This is a genomic window from Roseomonas sp. CECT 9278 (genome assembly GCF_918698155.1).
GTDB lineage: Bacteria > Pseudomonadota > Alphaproteobacteria > Acetobacterales > Acetobacteraceae > Neoroseomonas.
Genome location: NZ_CAKKLX010000006.1, coordinates 120230 through 135570 on the forward strand (window position 1 = coordinate 120230; position 15341 = coordinate 135570).

At 70.8% G+C, this 15341-nt stretch carries 14 protein-coding genes; 10 read left to right on the forward strand and 4 right to left on the reverse strand.

Features of this window, described 5'->3' with window-relative positions; all coding sequences use genetic code 11:
* Positions 1-277: 277 nt before the first annotated feature.
* The 9 genes from LQ222_RS06135 (at position 278) to LQ222_RS06175 (ending at position 9437) form a co-directional block, all read left to right on the forward strand.
* Complete coding sequence (locus LQ222_RS06135) at positions 278-991, forward strand: sugar transferase (protein WP_230165158.1); 714 nt, start codon at positions 278-280, stop codon at positions 989-991.
* A 386-nt stretch (positions 992-1377) separates the two neighbouring features.
* Positions 1378-2814: a flippase gene (locus tag LQ222_RS06140; RefSeq protein ID WP_230165159.1), complete on the forward strand. Its 1437-nt coding sequence runs from the start codon at positions 1378-1380 to the stop codon at positions 2812-2814.
* Positions 2811-3887, forward strand: coding sequence for a glycosyltransferase family 1 protein (locus LQ222_RS06145; protein ID WP_230165160.1), 1077 nt, complete (start codon positions 2811-2813; stop codon positions 3885-3887). Before LQ222_RS06140 ends, LQ222_RS06145 begins: the two co-directional genes overlap by 4 nt.
* Positions 3884-4981 (forward strand): glycosyltransferase, encoded by a 1098-nt coding sequence (locus tag LQ222_RS06150; RefSeq protein WP_230165161.1) that lies wholly within the window; start codon positions 3884-3886, stop codon positions 4979-4981. The genes LQ222_RS06145 and LQ222_RS06150 overlap by 4 nt, the downstream gene beginning before the upstream one ends.
* Positions 4978-5853 (forward strand): glycosyltransferase family 2 protein, encoded by an 876-nt coding sequence (locus LQ222_RS06155; protein ID WP_230165162.1) that lies wholly within the window; start codon positions 4978-4980, stop codon positions 5851-5853. Before LQ222_RS06150 ends, LQ222_RS06155 begins: the two co-directional genes overlap by 4 nt.
* Positions 5853-6713 (forward strand): glycosyltransferase family 2 protein, encoded by an 861-nt coding sequence (locus LQ222_RS06160; RefSeq protein ID WP_230165163.1) that lies wholly within the window; start codon positions 5853-5855, stop codon positions 6711-6713. Before LQ222_RS06155 ends, LQ222_RS06160 begins: the two co-directional genes overlap by 1 nt.
* A 117-nt stretch (positions 6714-6830) precedes the next feature.
* Positions 6831-7247, forward strand: coding sequence for a Zn-ribbon domain-containing OB-fold protein (locus LQ222_RS06165; RefSeq protein ID WP_230165164.1), 417 nt, complete (start codon positions 6831-6833; stop codon positions 7245-7247).
* Positions 7248-7251: 4 nt separating this feature from the next.
* Positions 7252-8403 (forward strand): thiolase C-terminal domain-containing protein, encoded by a 1152-nt coding sequence (locus tag LQ222_RS06170; RefSeq protein WP_230165165.1) that lies wholly within the window; start codon positions 7252-7254, stop codon positions 8401-8403.
* A 68-nt stretch (positions 8404-8471) separates the two neighbouring features.
* Positions 8472-9437 (forward strand): tripartite tricarboxylate transporter substrate binding protein, encoded by a 966-nt coding sequence (locus tag LQ222_RS06175; protein WP_230165166.1) that lies wholly within the window; start codon positions 8472-8474, stop codon positions 9435-9437.
* A 98-nt stretch (positions 9438-9535) separates the two neighbouring features.
* On the opposite strand, the gene LQ222_RS06180 is transcribed toward LQ222_RS06175, so the two are convergent.
* Together LQ222_RS06180 and LQ222_RS06185 are read right to left on the reverse strand one after the other, a co-directional pair.
* Entirely contained in the window at positions 9536-10741 is a 1206-nt protein-coding gene (locus tag LQ222_RS06180; protein ID WP_230165167.1) for an LLM class flavin-dependent oxidoreductase, read from the reverse strand.
* 14 nt (positions 10742-10755) lie between these two features.
* A complete protein-coding gene (locus LQ222_RS06185) occupies positions 10756-11463 on the reverse strand; it encodes an NUDIX domain-containing protein (RefSeq protein WP_230165168.1) in 708 nt (235 codons plus the stop codon).
* Positions 11464-11637: 174 nt separating this feature from the next.
* On the opposite strand from LQ222_RS06185, the gene LQ222_RS06190 reads away from it, so the two are divergent.
* Positions 11638-13167, forward strand: coding sequence for an AMP-binding protein (locus tag LQ222_RS06190; RefSeq protein WP_230165169.1), 1530 nt, complete (start codon positions 11638-11640; stop codon positions 13165-13167).
* Here LQ222_RS06190 and LQ222_RS06195 read toward each other — a convergent pair.
* Positions 13154-14122, reverse strand: a complete 969-nt coding sequence (locus LQ222_RS06195) for a tripartite tricarboxylate transporter substrate binding protein (protein WP_230165170.1) — start codon at positions 14120-14122, stop codon at positions 13154-13156. The two genes, LQ222_RS06190 and LQ222_RS06195, sit on opposite strands and share 14 nt — an antisense overlap.
* Before the next feature lie 34 nt (positions 14123-14156).
* Positions 14157-15317 (reverse strand): acyl-CoA dehydrogenase family protein, encoded by a 1161-nt coding sequence (locus LQ222_RS06200; protein ID WP_230165171.1) that lies wholly within the window; start codon positions 15315-15317, stop codon positions 14157-14159.
* Positions 15318-15341: the final 24 nt, after the last annotated feature.

The window sequence follows — 15341 nt, forward strand, 5'->3', positions numbered from 1 at the left end:
GCGCTTCTTGATGCGGCGCCTCAACTGCGGGGCCCGTGCGGTGCGGGGAATTCGCCGTTCGGCCGGGCAGCGATGCGCAATCGTAATGCTGCGCCGCCACAATCCCGCCGCAAGCCGGTCCCACATCCGCCCACGCCAAGGGTCATTGATGCGTTCACCCGAGGATCGGGTCGCCCCCGGCCGCAATCGCGGCGAGGGCCTCACGTTCCAAAGGGACCCCCCTGGCCGCCGCCGGCCCCCCGCCGGCAGCGGTACACCCAGAAGGCCGAACTCGCTCATGTCCAGCGTTCCGGTTGGTCCCCTTCCCCCGCAGGATGCGGCGTCGCGCGCGATCGCCGCGCTGTCGGGCTTCCTTGGTTCCGCCGACCGTGCCGCGGCGCGGCTGCCGATGGCCAAGCGCGCGGCCGACATCGCGATCGCCGGCACCGCGCTGCTGCTGGCCGCGCCCTTCTTCCTGGTGGTCGCGCTGCTGGTGCGCGCCGATGGCGGCGCGGTGTTCTACGCGCATCCGCGCGTCGGCCGGTTCGGGCGCATCTTCGGCTGCCTCAAGTTCCGCTCGATGGTGATGGACAGCCAGGCGCGGCTCGATGCGCTGCTGGCCGCCGACCCCGCGGCGCGCGCCGAATGGGACGCCACCCGCAAGCTGAAGAACGACCCGCGCGTGACCCGCATCGGCGCCTTCCTGCGCGCCACCTCGCTCGATGAGCTGCCGCAGCTGATCAACGTGCTGCGCGGGGAGATGAGCATCGTCGGCCCGCGCCCGGTCACCCAGGCCGAGCTCGACCGTCACTACGGCGCGGCGGCGGCGCATTACGTCACGGTGCGCCCGGGCATCACCGGCCTGTGGCAGGTCAGCGGGCGGTCCGAGACGACCTACGACCAGCGCGTGGCGCTCGACGTGGCCTATGTCTCGCAGCCCTCGATGATGGCGGATGTCCGCATCCTGCTGAAGACGCCGTTGGCCGTGCTGTCGCGCCGCGGCGCGCACTGAGCTTCGGCCTGCAAGGCAGGCCGACGCCCAGTTTGATTCTTCATGACCCTCGGATGGCGGGCGGGCGGCATCCGCCGGCCTTGCCTTCGCGCCGCGCACTGGTGCGCTGGGGGCAACGGACGGTCTGGGCGCGGTCGCGCTGTGCGCTCCCGGATCGCGCCTGGCGCGATCCGCAGGGCCTGCTGGTTGCGAGTGTCGTCGCGGATCGGCAGGGCGAGGCTCGCCTCCGCGCTCCCTGAAGCCTCGCAGCGCCATCGGGCCTAGTGTCTGCCTCCCATGATCTTCCCCGCGCCCCGATTCGGACCCACCCCATGACAGCCACGGCGCCCCGTAGCGCGGAGGAGCGCGCAGACGAGCGAACGGGCGGCCGCAGGCTCGTCTCCGGCGTGCTGTGGAACGCGGTCGGGCGCGGCGTGCCGCTGCTGCTGGCGCTCGCGCTGACGCCGGTGCTGGTCCACCTGATGGGGACGGATCGCTGGGGGTTGTTCACCCTGGCGCTGGCGCTGGTGGGCATTTTCGGGGTGTTCGACCTCGGCCTCGGCATGGCGCTGACGCGCGCGGTGTCGGAGCGCATCGGCGAAGGCCGCGGCGCCGAGGCGCCGGCGCTGGTCGGCGCCACGCTGTGGTCGCTGCTGGGCGTGTCCATCGTGATGGCGGCGCTGGCCTGGGCTGTCATGCCGCTGCTGATCGGCCGCGTGCTGCTGGTGCCCCCCGCCCTGGAAGCCGAGGCGCTGGCCGCCTTCCGCGTGCTGGCGGCGGCCGCGCCGCTGGTGGTCATCAACGCCGCGCTGTGGGGCGTGCTGGCGGCCTGGCAGCGCTTCCGCGCGGCCAACCTGGTGAACATGCCGGTCAGCGTTTTCTACTACCTCGGCCCGGTGATCGCCCTGCTGGCCTTCGACAGCCTGGTCGCGGTGATGGTGGCGCTGGTGTTGGTGCGGCTGGTGAGCGGCATCGCCTATGCCGCGCTGGCCTGGCGCGACGTGCCGGGGCTGGGGCTGGCGCGGCCGGGCTTCGGCCTGCTGCGGCCGCTGCTGCGCCAGGGCGGGTGGATGTCGCTGTCGGGCGCGCTGACGCAGGTGCTGTTGTATGCCGACCGCTTCCTGGTCGGCGCGCTGATCGGGCTGACGGCGGTGGCCTTCTATGCGACACCGCTCGACTTGGTGATGCGCATGTGGATCCTGCCGGTGGCGGTGGCGCAGGCGCTGCTGCCGGCCATCGCTTCCTCGTTCAGGTCCGCGCCGGAGCGCACCGCGCTGCTGCTGCGCCGCGGCGCCTTGATCGTGGCGGGGCTGGTGCTGCCGGCCTGCCTGGTGATCGTGGCCGGCGCCGAATGGCTGCTGTGGCTGTGGCTGGGGCAGGACTTCGCGCAGGGCGGCGGGATGGTGCTGCGCATCCTGGGCGTGGGGATCTTCTTCTCCTGCCTGGCCTTCGTGCCGGGGGTGCTGCTGGATGCGATCGGCCGGCCCGAGGTGGTGGCGACCTTCTCCCTGGTGCAGGCGGCGGTATTCCTGCCGTTGGGCGCGGCGCTGCTGGTGCTGATGGGAATCGAGGGTGCCGCGATCGCCTGGGCCGCACGCGCCGCCACGGATTGCGCCGGGCGCTTCCTGCTGGCGGCGCGCTTCTTCCCGCCGGCGAAGGATGCCGGGCGCGCGCTGCTGCCGCTGCTGGGCGCGGCGGGCGTCGGGCTGGCGCTGATGGTGCCGCTGGGGTTGGGCTGGGCTGTCGCGATCGGCGCGGTGACGCTCGGCGTGGTGGTCGCGCTGGGCTGGCGCATCGCGCCCATGGAGGACCGCGCCATGCTGCTGCGGCGTGTGCGCGCATGACCGGCATTGCGATCAATGGGCGCTTCCTCACGCAGGGGATGACCGGCGTGCAGCGCTTCGCCACCGAGATCACCGCCGCCGCCGATGCGCTGGCCGCGCGCGGCGAATGGCCGGCGGCGCGCGTGCTGCACCCGCCCGGCGCGCGCGATGCCGGGCTTCGCGCCTGGCGTGCCGAGACGGTGGGTTCGCGCGGCGGCCAGGCCTGGGAGCAGGTCGATCTGCCGCGCGCGCTGCGTGGCGATCTGCTGGTGAACCTGGGCAATACCGCGCCGATCCTGGCCGGCGCCCGGCAGGCCGTGGTGATCCACGACGCCGGCGCCTTCGACACGCCCGAGAGCTACTCCTTCGCCTTTCGCAGCTGGTACCGGCTGCTGCAGCGCCTGCTGGCGCGGCGTGGCGCGCGCATCCTGACGGTGTCGGACTTCTCGCGCGGGCGGATCGCGGCCGCGCTCGGCATCGATGCCGCGACCATCGGCGTGCTGCCCGAAGGCGGCGAGCATGTGCTGCGCGCGCCCGCCGATGGCAGCGTGCTGGGCCGGCATGGGCTGGCGCCGGCGCGCTACGCGCTGGTGGTGGGCAATCCGGCGGCGCACAAGAACCTCGCGGCACTGACCGCGGCGGCCGAGGTGCTCGGGCGTCACGGGCTGACGCTGGCGGTGGCGGGCGCCGCCGACCCCGCCGTATTCCGCGCCGGCGGCGGCGTGGCGGCGGACGCCGCGCGCGTGCTGGGCCGCGTCAGCGATGCCGAGCTGCGCGCGCTGTACGAGAACGCGCTCTGCCTGGTATTCCCCTCGCGCTACGAGGGCTTCGGCCTGCCGCCGCTGGAGGCCATGACCTGCGGCTGCGCGGTGGTGGCGGCCCATGCCGGCGCGGTGCCGGAGGTCTGCGGCAGCGCCGCGCTGTATTTCGACCCGGCGCAACCCGCCACGCTGGCCGAGTCGCTGGATCGCCTGGTCACCGAGGACGGTCTGCGCGACGGGTTGCGCGACGCCGGGCTCGCGCGCGCCGCCACCTTCACCTGGGAAGGCGCCGCGCGCGCATTGCTGGCGCTGCTGAAGGACCGCATCGCATGAAGGTCGCCATCGTCCATGAATGGCTGGACAGCTTCGCGGGATCGGAGCGCGTGGTGGAACAGTTGCTCGCCGAATGGCCCGAGGCCGACCTGCACGTGCTGGTGGATTTCATGCCCGAGGCCGAGCGCGGCTGGCTGCGCGGGCGGACGGTGCGGACCAGCTTCCTCCAGCGCCTGCCCTTCGCGCGCCGGCACTTCCGCAAGTATCTCGGGCTGATGCCGCTGGCGGTCGAGCAGTTCGACATGACCGGCTATGATCTGGTGCTGTCGTCGTCGCATGCCGTGGCCAAGGGCGTGATCACCGGGCCGGGGCAGTTGCACGTGTCCTACGTCCACAGCCCCATGCGGTATGCGTGGGATTTGCAGCACCAGTACCTGCGGGAATCCGGCATGGAGCGCGGGCTGAAGGGCCTCTATGCGCGCCGCCTGCTGCACCGGCTGCGGCAATGGGACCGCAGTTCCGCCGCCAGCCCGGACGTGGTGGTGGCGAATTCCACCTACATCGCGCAGCGCATCGCCAAGGCCTGGCGGCGCGAGAGCATCGTGGTGCATCCGCCGGTCGATGTGGAGCGCTTCACCTTGCAGGAGATGAAGCAGGACCACTACCTGACCGCCTCGCGCATGGTGCCCTACAAGCGCATCGAGGTGATCGCCGCCGCCTTCGCGCGCATGCCCGCCCGCCGCCTGGTGATCGTGGGCGACGGCACCAACGAGGCCCGCGTGCGCGAAGCCGCCGCCGGCGCGCCGAACATCGAATTCCGTGGCCGTGTCGGCACGCCGGAGCTGGTGGCGCTGACGCAATCCGCCCGCGCCTGCGTCTTTGCCGCCGAGGAGGACTTTGGCATTGCTACGGTCGAAGCGCTGGCCTGCGGCACGCCGGTCATCGCCTATGGCCGCGGCGGCGCGCGGGACATCGTGACGCCCGACACCGGCCTGTTCTTCGACACCCAAACGCCCGAGGCGATCATCGCCGCCGTGGAGCACTTCGAGACGCTGATGATCAGCCCCGCCGCCTGCCGCGCGCAGGCCGAGCGCTTCTCCCGCGCCGCCTTCCGGTCAGCGATGCGCCGCGTGGTCGAGGAGGCGCGGCGATGAGATTCTCGCTGGTGGTCGCGACACTCGGGCGCGATGCGGAAGTCGGCGAACTGCTCGACAGCCTGCTCGCGCAGGGGCGCTCCGACTTCGAGGTCATCATCGTCGACCAGAACGACGACGACCGCCTCGGCGCGATCGAGGCCGCCTATGCGCCGCGCATCGCGCTGCGGCGGCTGCGGTCTTCCGTGCACAACGCGAACCACGCGCGCAACCTCGGCCTGCGCCACGCGCGCGGGGCGATCGTGACCTTCCCGGATGATGACTGCCTCTATCCGCCCGGCGTGCTGGATCGCGTGGATGCGGCCTTCATGGGCGATGCAACGCTGGCGGTGCTGACCGGGCCGGCGGCCTCGCCCGATGGCGGGCTGGGGTCGGGGCGCTGGCGCGATGCGTCAGGGCCGATCGACCTCGTGACCGTCTGGACCAGCGTGATCGAGTTCAACATCTTCCTGCGCCGCGACGCCGCGCTCGCGCTCGGCGGCTTCGACGAGGGCATGGGGCCGGGCAGCCCCTTCGGCTCGGCCGAGGGCAACGACCTGGTGTGCCGCGCCATGGCGCGCGGGCTGCGCGCGCAGTACGACCATGCGCTGCGGATCATCCATCCCGACAAGCGACTGTCGGATGTCGCGATCGAGCGCGCGGAACGCTACGGGCGTGGGCTTGGCTTCGCGCTGCGGCGCAATGGCGCGCCGCTGTCCATGCGCATGACCTTCCTGGTGCGTCCGCTTGGCGGCGTCGCGGCCAGCCTGCTGCGCGGGCGGATGCACGATGCCGGCTACTACGGGATGACCTTCCGTGGACGGCTCGCCGGCATGCTGGCACCGGAGGCGCGCCGCCCCGCCGCCATCGCGCCGCTGACGGAAGCCGCGTGATGCGGATCGCCATCGGCATCGCCACGCGCGGGCGCCCCGCCATCCTCGCCGGCGTGCTGGCAGACCTGCGCCGACAGACCCGCGCGCCGGATCGCATCATCGTCTGCCACGTCACGCCGGACGACGTGACGGGCTGCAGCGGCGCCGACTTCATCACCGCCCCCGCCGGCCTGCCGCGCCAGCGCAACGCCATCCTGGATACCGCGACCGATTGCGACGTGGTGCTGTTCCTCGACGATGATTTCCTGTGCGCGCCGGACTACCTGCGCGTGCTGGAGGCCGCCTTCGCCGCGCGGGCCGACATGGTGGTCGCGACCGGCACGGTGGTGGCCGATGGCGCGAGTGGCCCGGGCTATTCGCTCAATGAAGGCGCCGCGCTTCTCGCCGCCGACACGCCGCCCGCCGATGCCATGGCGATGGCGCCGCACTTCAACGGCTATGGCTGCAACATGGCCTTCCGCATGGACGTGGTGCGCGCGCACGCCATCCGTGTCGATGAACGCCTGCCGCTCTATGCCTGGTACGAGGATATCGACGTGACGCGCCAGCTCGGCCGCCACGGCAGCATCCTGCGGCTGGCCGGTGCGCGCGGCGTGCACCTCGGGTCGAAGTCGGGGCGCGTGGCGCAGGTGCGGCTGGGCTATTCGCAGGTGGTGAACCCGGTCTACCTGGCGCGCAAGGGGACGTTTCCCTGGAGCCACGCGATCCCCTCCGCGGCGCGGCATTGCCTGGCGAACCTGGTGCGCTCGCTCAGGCCCGAACCCTGGGCTGACCGTTGGGGCCGCTTCCGCGGCAACATGCTGGGACTGTGGGACCTGCTGCGCGGCCGCGCCGCGCCGGAGCGCATCCTGGACCTGTGAGACCGGCGGCGGGCGCGCCAGGACGCCGGCATCGGGTGGTGACGGCATGACGCCCCCTTCCGCCGCGGCCCGCTTCGCGCAACCATGCCGGCAAGCCAAGGCAGGAGGAAGCGCCAGATGACACTCGAACCGGGCCGCGCGCGGCCGGAACCCACGCCCGAGACCAAGCATTTCTGGGACGGCACGCGCGAGGGAAAGCTGCTGCTGCAGCGTTGCGGCGATACCGGCAAGGCGTATTTCCCGCCGCGCCCCTTCAGCCCCTATACCGGCACGCGCAACGTGGAGGTCTTCGAGGCCTCGGGCCGCGGCACGCTGCATTCCTACGTCATCCACCACCGGCCTGTGCCGGGCTTCAAGCCGCCCTACGCCATCGCGGTGGTCGAGCTGGAAGAAGGCCCGCGCATGATGACCAACATCGTCGACTGCCCGCAAACGCCCGAGGCGCTGGTGCTCGACATGAAGCTGGAAGTCGCCTTCACCAGGATGGACGACGACATCACGCTCGCCCTGTTCCGTCCGGCGAAGGAGGGCTGAGCCCATGACCATCAAGCCAGGTGAGATCGCCATCGTCGGCGCCGCCGAGACCACGAAGCTCGGCGCCATCCCCGGCATGGCGCAGATCATGCTGCATGCCGATGCCGCGCTGAACGCGATGGAGGATGCGGGGCTGAAGCCGTCGGACATCGACGGCGTGGCCTGTGTCGGGCCGATGATGCCGCAGCAGATCGCGCATTACCTCGGCATCACGCCGAAATGGGTCGATGGCACGGGTGTGGGCGGCTGTTCCTTCATGCTGCATGTCCGCCACGCGGCGGCCGCCATCCATGCGGGCTATGCCAAGACCATCCTCATCACCCATGGCGAGAGCGGCAAGTCGCGCGTCAACGCCACGCCCCGCCCGCCCGAACCGCAATCGCTGAACGGCCAGTTCGAAGCGCCCTTCGGCCCGATGGGACCGCCCACGCTCTTTCCCATCCCCGTGCTGCGCTACATGAAGACCTACGGCGTCACGCACGAACAGATGGCGATGGTCGCCGTCGTGCAGCGCGAATGGGCGGCGAAGAATCCCCGCGCCGCCTTCCGCGACCCGATCACGGTCGAGGACGTGCTGAACAGCAAGATGATCGCCTACCCGTTCCGGCTGCTGCAATGCTGCCTGGTGACGGATGGCGGTGGCGCGCTGATCCTCACCTCCGCCGACCGCGCCAAGGATTTCCCGACCAAGCCCTGCTACATCCTGGGCAGCGGTGAATCCGTCGAGACCACCATGGTCAGCCAGATGGAGGACTTCACGTCGTCCCGCGCCTTCCGCGTCGCGGGGCCGGAAGCCTTCCGCATGGCCGGCATCAAGCACAGCGATGTCGACCACCTGATGATCTACGACGCCTTCGCGCACCTGCCGATGTACGGGCTGGAAGACCTCGGCTTCGTCGGCCGTGGCGAGGCGAAGGACTTCATCTGGGAGGGCAACACCCGCCCCGGTGCGAAGCTGCCGCTCAACACCAATGGCGGCGGGCTGTCCTACACCCACACCGGCATGTACGGCATGTTCGCCCTGCAGGAGAGCGTGCGCCAGGTGCGCGGCACCGCGCCCGCGCAGGTGCCGGATGTGAAGATCAGCGTCGCGCATGGCGTGGGCGGGATGTTCTCGGCCTCCGGCACCGTGGTGCTGTCCAACCAGCGGCCCTGAGCCGCGAACCCGGCCCCGCGCAACGACGCGGGGCCGGCACGACGAAGAATCGAAGGGAAGAACACGCCATGACGACGACACGCCGCGCCCTGCTGGCCGCCGGAGGCACGCTGCTGGCGGCCCCCACCATCGCGCAGTCCGGCTTTCCGAACCGCCCGATCCGCCTGATCGTTCCCTGGCCGCCGGGCGGGTCCACCGATGGGCAGTTGCGCTCGCTGGCGGAGCTCGCGCAGCGTCATCTCGGACAGGCGGTGATCGTCGAGAACCGCTCCGGCGTGTCGGGCACCATGGCCGCGCAGCTGATGGCGGGCGAGGCGCGCGGCGATGGCTACCTGGTCGGGCAGATGCCGGTCACCGCCTTCCGCGTGCCGATGATGACCTCGCGTCCCGGCTGGGATCCGCTCAAGGACTTCACCTATATCATCCACCTCACCGGCTACCTGTTCGGCGTGGTGGTGCGTGCCGACAGCCCCTGGCAGACCTGGCAGCAGTTCATCGACGACGCGAAGGCCAATCCGGGCAAGATCGCCTATGGCTCGCCGGGTGTCGGCAGCACGCTGCACATCACCATGGAACGCATCGCGGCCGAGCGCGGCATCGACTGGCTGCACGTGCCCTTCCGCGGCGGTGCGGACAATATCCAGGCGGTGCTGGGCGGCCAGACGCAGGCGAATGCCGATTCCACCGGCTGGGCGCCGCTGGTCGAGGCCGGGCAGCTGCGGCTGCTGGTCACCTGGGGGGCCGAGCGCGCACGCCGCTTCCCCAACGTGCCGACCCTGCAGGAGCTCGGCTACAACATCGTCTCGGCCTCGCCCTACGGCGTCGCGACGCCCAAGGGCACCGACCCCGGCGTGGTTCGGGTGCTGCACGATGCCTTCAAACTGGCGCTGCAAAGCCCCGAGCATGCCGAGGTGCTGGCGCGCTACGACATGCCGGTGATCTACAAGAACAGCGCGGACTACACCGCCTATGTCGGGCAGGTGATCGAGGAGGAGGGCGCGATGATCCGGCGGCTGAATCTCCGGATGAACTGACGTCGTTCGCGCGCCCTTGGTCGCTGCAACGGCGCCGGGCCGTTGCCTTCGCGACCATCTTCGCCCGGTCGGATGAACCCATCCGATCGGGATGCTCCCTACACCTTCGGCAGTTCGACCTTCCCGGTGTGCAGTTCCAGGCGCGAGAATTCCGGCGCCTGCTGCCCCGCATCGCGGAAGGCCTGCTTCAGCGCCTGCATGTTCGGCGCGAAGATGCTCTCGCGGTTCGCGCTGACCCAGTCGCGCGACTGCTGCGGCATGGCGAGCGTGCCCTGGAAGCGCGGCATGACCCAGCGGGCGAACAGCTCGAAGGACCGCCAGGTGGCCTCGCGATCGGCCCATTCATGGGCGCGGAACAGGATCCCGCCGGCGCCGCCATCGGTGAAGGACAGCAGCCGCTCGATCCCCGCCGCGACCGTCTCGGGCGAACCGACCAGCGTGGAGCCCATCGCCAGCCCGTCGCGCAGCGGGTCCTCGGAGCGCATCGGCGGGCGGCCAAGCGTCTCGCTGAAATAGGCGAGCGTCTCCTGCACCTCGCCCACGCGCACGTCGCGCAGCGCGCGCTCGTCGTCCTCGGCGCAGTGCAGGTTCACCACCAGGCGCCAGTTGCGGCGGTCCATCGCCTTGCCGTGCTTCGCGGCTTCCGCTTCCGCCATGCGCCATTGCTCCGCCAGCGCCTTCGGCCCGCCATGCAGCCCGGCCCCCAGCGAGAGCAGCCCCAGCCCATGCTTCGCCGCGGCCAAGGCGCCCGATGGCGTGGTCGAGGACGCCACCGAGATCGGGAAGCAGGGCTCGGAATACGGCGCCAGATGCAGCCGTGCCTCGCGCAGCGTGAACCAGTCGGTCTCCATCGTGACCGGTTCCTCGCAGGCCAGCAGGCGGGTGATGGCGGTCAGCGATTCGTCCATGCGGCGGCGCTGGTGCGCCGGGTCGATCCCCATCATGTAGGCGTCAGAGACCAGCGCGCCCGGCCCGCAGCCCAGCATCACCCGGCCGCGCGTCATGTGGTCGAGCTGCACGAAGCGCTGCGCGACCAGCAGCGGGTGGTGGTAGGGCAGGCTGGTGACGCCCGACCCCAGCCTGATGTGCTTGGTGCGTTCCGCCGCGGCGCCGATGACGATCTCGGGGCTCGCGATGGTCTCCCAGCCGGCGGAATGATGCTCGCCCACCCAGGCCTCGTCGTAGCCGAGGTGGTCGAGCCATTCGATCAGGTTGATGTCGCGTTCGATCGCCAGCGTTGGATTGTCCCCCACGCGATGGAAGGGGGCCAGGAAGATGCCGAAGCGCATGCGGCGCGAAGCCATGGGCTGATCCCTCATCACATCGACGGCGGGTCGCCCGCCAGGAATTCCTCGCCGCCGTAATCCGCCGCGGCGGGGATGCGCAGCACGCGCCCGGCGGGCGACATGCTCATCTGCGGCATCACGGTCACCACCGGCGTCGCCTGGGCGACCGCGAAGGCTTCCGCCACGCTGCGATGGCGCGCGAGCTTCGTCAGGTTCATCCGCGTGGGAAAGACAAGCTTGCGCGAACCGGCGGCGCCGGCGGCCAGCGCATCGGCGGGGCGGATCCAGACGCTGTCCACTGCCTCATGCCCGTCATGCACCGCATCCTGGCCCTCGGGCGCGGCGGCCAGGAAGAAATGCGTGTCGTAGCGCTTGGGCACGGGCTCGGGCGTGATCCAATGCGCGAAGGGCGCCAGGCCGCCGATGTCGGGCACCAGGGCGCGCGCGGCCAGCATGGCGGCGAAGTCGCCCTCCGCCGCCACCGGGCTGCCGGGGATCGTGAGGAGGATGCCGCATTCCTCCCAGGTCTCGCGCACCGCCGCGACGCGAAAGGCGCCGGCGGGGTCGCCGCCGGCCAGCACGGTGTCGGCGGCCTCGACCCGCCCGCCGGGAAACACCAGCGCGCCGGAGGCGAAGTCGATCTCGTGGTGGCGCACCACCATGAAGACCTCGAGGCCATCCCTGCCGTCGCGCAGCAGCAGGACGGTGGAGGCGGGACGCGCGGGGGCGGGGTCGGGCATGGGGCCATTGCAGCGCGGCGGCGCGCGCACCGCAAGGCGCGTCGGCGCAAAAGCGCCACACGTCATGACGTCGCAGAAGCGCCGCAGGCCATGACGTCGCGCAAGCACCGCATGTCTCGTTGACGCGGCGATGCCACGACAGCAGGCTTGCGCCGAGCGAAGGGGAGAAACGGCATGGCGCTGCTGGCGCGCTGGGCGCAGGCGACGCCCGACAAGATCGCGGCGCAGTTCCCAGATATCGGGCGATCCATCACCTTCGGCGACCTCGATGCGCGCGCGACACGCATCGCGCAATGGCTGGTGTCGTTGGGCCTGCAGCCCGGCGATGGCATCGCCATGCTGATGGACAACCGCCCGGAATTTTTCGAGATCGCCTTCGCCTGTCGGCGCGCCGGGCTGTACTACACGCCGCTCTCCGTGCACCTGCGGCCAAACGAGGTCGCCTACATGCTGGGCGATGCGGGGGCGAAGGTGGTGATCGTCTCGCCAGGCGTGGCCGACCTCGCATCCGCCATGCTGCACGAGGGCGCCACCGGTGCCGTGCCGTGCTTCGCCGTCGGCGAGGGCCTGCCCGGCTACCAGCGCTTCGAGGCCGCGCTCGCCGCCGCGCCGGACGCGCCGCTGGGACCGCGCCCGGTGGGGCGGGAATTCCTGTATTCGTCCGGCACCACCGGGCTGCCGAAAGGCATCAAGCGCCCGCTGGTGCCCTTCGACAGCCGCCTGGCGCCGGATTGGGACATGACCTGGAAGGCGCTGTACGGCTTCGGGGAGGGGACGGTCTATCTCTCGCCCGCGCCGCTTTATCACGCCGCGCCGCACGGCTTCACGATCCGCCGCACCATCGCCGAGGGCGGCACCGTGGTGGTGATGAACAAGTTCGACCCGCTGCGCGCCCTGGCGCTGATCGAGCAATACCGCGTCACCCACAGCCAATGGGTGCCGACGATGTTCGTGCGCCTGCTGGCGCTGCCGGAGGCGGAGCGCAACCGCTTCGACCTGTCGTCGCACCGCGTCGCGATCCATGCCGCGGCGCCCTGCCCGGTCGGCGTGAAGCAGCGGATGATGGACTGGTGGGGGCCGATCCTGTGGGAATACTACGCGGGGTCCGAGAGCGTGGGCACCACCGTGGTCTCGCCGCAGGAGTGGCTCGCGCGGCCGGGCACGGTGGGCCGCCCGGTGAATGGCGTGACGCTGCATATCCTCGACGATGACGGCCGCGACCTGCCGCCTGGCGAGGTCGGCCGCATCTGCTTCGCCGGCGCGCCGCGCTTCGCCTATCACAACGCGCCGGAGAAGACCGCCGCCGCCTATGACGCGCAGGGCCGCGCGACGCTGGGCGACCTCGGCCGCGTGGATGAAGATGGCTGGCTTTTCCTGTCCGATCGCCGCGCCGACCTGATCCTGTCCGGCGGCGTGAACATCTACCCGGCCGAGATCGAGGCGGTGCTGGTGCGCCACCCCGATGTCGCGGAAGCCGCCGTGGTCGGCATCCCGCACGCGGAATTCGGCGAACAGGTGCACGCCGTGATCGTGCCGCGCGCCGGAGCGCACGCCCTACAGCCTGCGCTGGAAGAACTGTGCCGCGAACACCTGGCCGGCCCCAAGCGCCCGCGCAGCTACGAATTCGGCGACGACCTCCCGCGCAGCGAGGCCGGCAAGCTGCTGCGCCGGATCCTGAAGGAGCGCTACCTCAACCCGTCCTGAGGCCGAGCCGTTCCACGCGCTGGCGTTCCTGCTCGTAGACCTCGAGCATGTTCCGCGCATAGGCCTCGCTGTCGAGGTATTCCAGCGGCTGGTCGAGCCGGCGCAGCGTCGCGATATGCGCCGGGTCATGCAGCGCCGCCTTGAAGCCGTCATGCAGCGTGCGGCGGATGGCCGGGTCGAGCCCCGCCGGCGCCACCAGCCCATAGGGCGAGGTCACCACCATGTTGGCGTAGCCGAGTTCGATCAGCGTCGGCACGTTCGGCCAGCGCGGCGAGCGTTCGCGCGACCACACGTTCAGGAAGCGCAGCCTGCCCTCGTCGACCAGCTGGCCAACGCCCGAACCGCTGGCGCCACCCTCGATATGCCCGCCGAGCAGCGCGGGCGTCATGTCGCCCTCGCCGCGGTAGGGCACGTGCACGAATTCCAGCCGCTCGCGGTCCGCCAGGTCGACCAGCGTGAGATGCGGCGTGCCATTCGCCCCGGTATTGCCCAGGCGCACCTGGCCCGGGCGGCGGCGCGCATCGGCCACCAGGTCGGCCCAGCTCTGGTAGGGGCTCTCGGCACGCACCACCACGGCGAAGAGGTAGCCGGTCAGGTGGATGATCGGCGTGAAGTCCTTCGTCACGTCATAGGGCATGCGCTGCATGTGCGGCAGGCGCAGCGCGGGCAAGGTCATCTGCGTGACGGTGTAGCCATCGGGCCGCGCACGCGCGACAGCCGCGGCACCCAGCGTGCTGCCGGCGCCGGGGCGGTTCTCGACCAGCACGGTCTGGCCGAAATGGCGCGTGGCGGCTTCGGCGAAGGAGCGCATCTGCACGTCGGTCGCACCACCGGCGGGGAAGGGCACGTAGATGGTGATCGGCCGGCTGGGGAAGCGGTCCTGTGCGATGGCAGGGCGCGCGAGCGGCGCGGCCAGCGCGGCGCCCAGCGCGGCGCGGCGGGTAATGGTGGTCATGCGTCGTCTCTCCCGGTTGTTGTCGTCCCGCGCGTCACAGCGTGCGCGCGATGATTTCCTTCATGATCTCGGAGCTGCCGCCGTAGATGCGGCCCACGCGCGCATCGGCCCAGGCGCGGCCGATCTCGTAGTCGGCCATGTAGCCATTGCCGCCATGCATCTGCAGGCAATCGTCCAGCAGGCGGTTCTGCATCTCGGTGCCGAGCAGCTTGGCCTGCGCCGCGAGGTCGATCGACAGCCCGCCATTCATGTGCAGCGCCAGGCAGTGGTCGGAGAACACCCGGAACATGTTCGCCTGCGCGCGGAGTTCCGCCAGCTTGAAGCGGTTGTGCTGGAAGTCGAACACCGTCTGGCCGAACACCTTCCGGTCCTTGGCGTAGTCGATGGTCTTCTGCAGCATCACCTCCATCGACATCGCCGCGCGGATGGCGATGACCAGGCGTTCCTGCGGCAGGTTCCTGATCAGGTAGGAGAAGCCGGCATTCTCCTCGCCCAGCAGGTTCTCCGCCGGCACGCGCACATCGTCGAAGAACAGTTCCGAGGTGTCGGCGGCGTGCATGCCGATCTTCTCGAGGTTGCGGCCCTTGGTGAAGCCCGGCGTGCCTTCCTCGACGCAGATCAGGCTGATGCCCTTGCGGCCCGCGCCGGGGTCGGTCTTGCAGACCACGATCACCAGGCCGCAATTCTGGCCGTTGGAGATGAAGGTCTTCGATCCGTTGATGATCCAGTCCGACCCGTCGCGCCGCGCATGGGTCTTCACCGCCTTGAGGTCGGATCCCATGCCGGGTTCGGTCATGGCGATGGCGGTGATGATCTCGCCCTTCGCCATGCGCGGCAGCCATTCGCGGCGGCGGGCGGGGGTCGCGAATTCCTCGATATAGGGCACCACGATGTCGGAATGCAGCGGGAAGCCGATGCCCGAGGCGTTGGTGCGCGCGATCTCCTCGATGATGATGGCGGCATAGCCGAAATCGGCACCCGCGCCGCCATGTTCCTCCGCCATCATGGGGCAGAGCAGCCCCTCGGCGCCGGCCTTCAGCCAGACCTCGCGCGGGACGATCTCGGCGCGTTCCCAGTCGCGGTGGTGGGGCACGATCTCGCGTTCGAAGAAGCGGCGCACCTGCGTGCGGAACAATTCGTGGTCGGCATTGAAGACGCTGCGCGCGGTTCCCGCGGGCGGGGCGGCGGTATCCATGGACGTGTCCTCGATTGGTTGGCG

Coding starts and splice junctions, on each gene's coding strand:
- LQ222_RS06135 (WP_230165158.1), top strand. CDS start 278: ATGTCCAGCGTTCCGGTTGGTCCCCTTCCCCCGCAGGATGCGGCGTCG.
- LQ222_RS06185 (WP_230165168.1), bottom strand. CDS start 11,463: ATGCCCGACCCCGCCCCCGCGCGTCCCGCCTCCACCGTCCTGCTGCTG.
- LQ222_RS06180 (WP_230165167.1), bottom strand. CDS start 10,741: ATGGCTTCGCGCCGCATGCGCTTCGGCATCTTCCTGGCCCCCTTCCAT.
- LQ222_RS06190 (WP_230165169.1), top strand. CDS start 11,638: ATGGCGCTGCTGGCGCGCTGGGCGCAGGCGACGCCCGACAAGATCGCG.
- LQ222_RS06155 (WP_230165162.1), top strand. CDS start 4,978: ATGAGATTCTCGCTGGTGGTCGCGACACTCGGGCGCGATGCGGAAGTC.
- LQ222_RS06175 (WP_230165166.1), top strand. CDS start 8,472: ATGACGACGACACGCCGCGCCCTGCTGGCCGCCGGAGGCACGCTGCTG.
- LQ222_RS06160 (WP_230165163.1), top strand. CDS start 5,853: ATGCGGATCGCCATCGGCATCGCCACGCGCGGGCGCCCCGCCATCCTC.
- LQ222_RS06200 (WP_230165171.1), bottom strand. CDS start 15,317: ATGGATACCGCCGCCCCGCCCGCGGGAACCGCGCGCAGCGTCTTCAAT.
- LQ222_RS06170 (WP_230165165.1), top strand. CDS start 7,252: ATGACCATCAAGCCAGGTGAGATCGCCATCGTCGGCGCCGCCGAGACC.
- LQ222_RS06145 (WP_230165160.1), top strand. CDS start 2,811: ATGACCGGCATTGCGATCAATGGGCGCTTCCTCACGCAGGGGATGACC.
- LQ222_RS06195 (WP_230165170.1), bottom strand. CDS start 14,122: ATGACCACCATTACCCGCCGCGCCGCGCTGGGCGCCGCGCTGGCCGCG.
- LQ222_RS06165 (WP_230165164.1), top strand. CDS start 6,831: ATGACACTCGAACCGGGCCGCGCGCGGCCGGAACCCACGCCCGAGACC.
- LQ222_RS06150 (WP_230165161.1), top strand. CDS start 3,884: ATGAAGGTCGCCATCGTCCATGAATGGCTGGACAGCTTCGCGGGATCG.